This window comes from uncultured Novosphingobium sp. (genome assembly GCF_964277725.1).
Taxonomy (GTDB): Bacteria; Pseudomonadota; Alphaproteobacteria; order Sphingomonadales; family Sphingomonadaceae; genus Novosphingobium; species Novosphingobium fluoreni.
Map to the genome: position 1 here is coordinate 1 of NZ_CAXYKL010000295.1, position 3,198 is coordinate 3,198.

3 protein-coding genes are annotated in these 3,198 nt (G+C 66.8%); 1 reads left to right on the top strand and 2 read right to left on the bottom strand.

All coding sequences use genetic code 11. From position 1 onward, the window contains the following. A partial coding sequence (locus ACHWRX_RS16365) for a tetratricopeptide repeat protein (protein ID WP_394659998.1) occupies positions 1-1,627 on the bottom strand: 1,627 nt, incomplete at its 3' end. After that, the gene (locus ACHWRX_RS16370; protein WP_394659999.1) at positions 1,624-2,352 is read right to left on the bottom strand and encodes a 2OG-Fe(II) oxygenase; all 729 of its coding nucleotides are present in this window, start codon (positions 2,350-2,352) and stop codon (positions 1,624-1,626) included. The genes ACHWRX_RS16370 and ACHWRX_RS16365, both read right to left, overlap by 4 nt. 89 nt (positions 2,353-2,441) lie before the next feature. On the opposite strand from ACHWRX_RS16370, the gene ACHWRX_RS16375 reads away from it, so the two are divergent. Next, positions 2,442-3,158, top strand: a complete 717-nt coding sequence (locus ACHWRX_RS16375; RefSeq protein ID WP_394660000.1) for a 2OG-Fe(II) oxygenase — start codon at positions 2,442-2,444, stop codon at positions 3,156-3,158. Positions 3,159-3,198 lie beyond the last annotated feature (40 nt).

The following is a 3,198-nucleotide window of genomic DNA, read 5'->3' on the forward strand; positions in this document are numbered from 1 at the left end:
CGTGGTAAAGCGTGCTGGGGAACAGGGCGAGCGTGCCTTCGCGGGGCTCGAACAGGGTCGTGGGTGCAAGGTCCAGGCCCAGGTCCGGTGGCGCGCCGCCGATTTCCAGCCAGCCGTCTTTATTCACCGCGTCGATTGTCTCTGGCAAGTGCATGTACAGCGCGGAAGACAGCATTCCCTGCGGATGGATATGCACCTCATGCTGCCCGCTCGCCGCCAGGCGGACGGACCAGGAACCGGCGATCCGCCACGGCATGTCGCGATGGCGCAGCAGCGGATGATGGTCGTCCGCGGGCGGCAATTGGGCGCGGTGCCTTTCCAGCGCGGCCTGGATCGCGCGTTGCAGTTGTCGCAATTCCGGTTCAAGACGCGCGAACAATGCGCCGCGTGTCTGCGTGCCGCCGCGAACGGATTGGCCGATCGGCTGGGCCGAAGCATCGTGCAGCCGATCCAGCACGGCTACCGCGCGGGCAAAGTCCGCCGCTTCCTCTTCCAGCCGCACGCGATCGATCAGGCCCGGCTGGCCGTGCAACCACGCTTCGCGCTCATCGCCAAGCTTGCGCCAGGCGAGGCTGCGCAGGGCCCAGCCTTCGATACTTTCCGGCTGGTCTTGCAGATGGCGCTCCAACAGCGCCTCGGCGCGATCGGGCTCCCCCAGACGCAGGCGATGGCGCGCGGCGACGAGGCGTGCGGCGGGTGTATCCTCACCCAGCCGCGCGATCAGGCCGCTCGCCCGATCGCAATCACCCACCCGACTGGCAGTCGCGGCGGAGAGGAGCAGGATGCGCGGATCGTCAGGGTGCGCCTGCGCGGCACGGATCGCGACTTGCGCCGCCAGATCGTGGCGAGCGACACCGGCCAGCGCCTCGCTCCAGCTAAGGTACAAGTCCGCAGCTTGGGCCGGAGCCTTGGCGATGGCGGTTGCGTAATGCGCGGCAAACTCCGTCTCCGATGCGCCCGCCGCGTACGTCAGTTGCGCGCGCAGCTTTTGCGCTTCGGGCCAGCCCGGCAAGGCATCGGCCACCTGCTGGGCGATCGCGCGCGCGTCAGCCGCGGCGCCACCTGCGTCAAGCGCCATGGCGCGGCCCAGCCATAGCTCTGGGTTGCCGCTGTCGACGCAAAGCGCCTGCTCATAGCGGCCGGGCGCGTCATCCTCGCCCCGCTCCAGCGCAATACGGGCGCGGCCATGGAGTGACAGGCCATGCTGGGGCGACAGCGCCAGGGCACGGTCATAGCTTTGCGCGGCGCCATCCACATCGGCGGCCTGCCGCTCCAGCGCGGCCCGGACTGACCAGTACCGCACTTCGCGCGCCGCCAGGGTCTGCGCTTTAGCCAGCCGGTCGAGCGCGGTCGAAACCTCACCCGCTTCTCCCAGGGCGATGGCGTGATTGATCACGAACTCGGCAGAGCGCGGGTCCAGCTTCGTGGCGCGTTCATAGAGGGCCAGAGCACTTGCGGTCTGTCCCAGTCGCAAAGCAGAGCCAGCCGCACTGTTGGCCAGGGCCGCGTCACCGGGCGCCGCCGCCATCGACTGATCGAACAACCGCGCCGCACCCGCGCCGTCTCCCCGCTTCTCAGCGGCCAAGGCCTGTTCACGCAGCAGAGCTGGCGATGCGACCCGACTCACCGATCGCGCACCCAGCCCGTGATCGCGAACCGCCCGACCGGGGCGAACGGCGGCACATAGCCGACGTTGTGCGGCTGCGGCACCGCGAACAAGTTGAGCGCGTTGAAACGAGGACGCCACCCCTCGATGATGTCGCCCTGATCGTCGAAGAAATTCAGATAGCCGCCCCAGTCCGGCTTCCACTCCCGCGCGAAGTTCAGGACATAGGCGACGCGCCAGCCATCGGCGACTTGGCTGTCGTTATGCAGGCCCAGAAAGTCTCCACCCGCGTATAACGTCGCCTGTGCATCGGCCTTGAAGAGCGTGGGAATGCCGGTCACTTCGCGCACAAGATCGAGAAACGGCCGATCGTTCAAGTGCTCCACCAGCAGGTCCATCGGCGATCCGGGGTTCGCCTGCGCCAGATAGGCTTCCACCATGGCGAAACTGTTGAAGCGAAAGGCGTAGTCGCCCTTGCCCGCGGCCCGTTGCAGCACCTGGGCAATCTCCTGCCGCCGCGTCATCGGCATCGCGGCGAGTTGATCCGATGTCATGCGTTGCGGAGCATGCTCGCTCGCCTGCCAGGCAAAACCCCATGGCACCTGACGTTCCAGGATATCGCGAATGACGTTGGCCGTGCGCTCGGTCAGCACATCGCGCACTTTCACCCGACCATGTTCGCGATATCGGCGCTGCAGGTCCGCGCGATCAAGATCGGGATTGATCTCGAAAAGGGGAATGGTCACGCAGGTGGCCTCTCTTGAACAGGCGTGGCGATATACAGGCACGGCGCACGCTTTGAGAACGGCGCGGTTTGGTGCATGTCGTCGCGGCTATGAGCGTGACCTTTACCCTCAACCCCGCGATCGACGCAACGGCTCTTGCCCGCACGTATCGCGAGCAGGGCCGCGTGCGGATCGGCAATTTCCTGGCGGGAGATGGTGCGCAGCAATTGCGCGATGCCCTCGCCGCGCGGCAGGATTGGAAGCAGGTGATGAACAGTGGCGAGCGCGTGGTGGAGCTTGATCGCCCCACGCGCGCACAGCTGACGCCCGAGCAACTTAGCCAGTTGGACGATGCGGTCCATGCCGGTGCGCGGTCCGGCTTCCAGTATCGCTACGAGGCGGTGCGGGTGCCCGATGACGATGCGCAACGCGCCGCCAGCGGCGATATCGTGGCCGCCTTTGCCCGCTTCCTTTCGGCAGGCCCGGCGCGGGAATTGCTGCGCAGCATCGTGGGCGAGGAAGCGATCGCTTTCGCCGATGCCCAGGCCACCGCCTATGCTCCAGGAGACTTTCTTACGGGCCATGACGACAAGGTGGCGGGCAAGAAGCGCTTTGCCGCTTACGTTCTGGGCCTCAATCCGGTCTGGCGGATCGAGTGGGGCGGGCTGTTGCTGATGCACAAGAATGACCATGATGTGGCAGGCGTGTCACCTGGGTTCAACACGCTCGACCTGTTCGGCATAGGCCAGATGCACAGCGTCAGCCAGGTCACGCGGGCCGCGGCTTGGCGGCGTTACGCAATCACCGGCTGGCTGCGCGCGCGATGACGAAGGCGCAAGCCGTGTGGCAGGACCCGGCCCTGCTGCC

What these genes read in the sequence shown, in the direction of transcription:
- ACHWRX_RS16375 (WP_394660000.1), top strand. Translation starts at nt 2,442, where the DNA reads ATGAGCGTGACCTTTACCCTCAACCCCGCGATCGACGCAACGGCTCTT.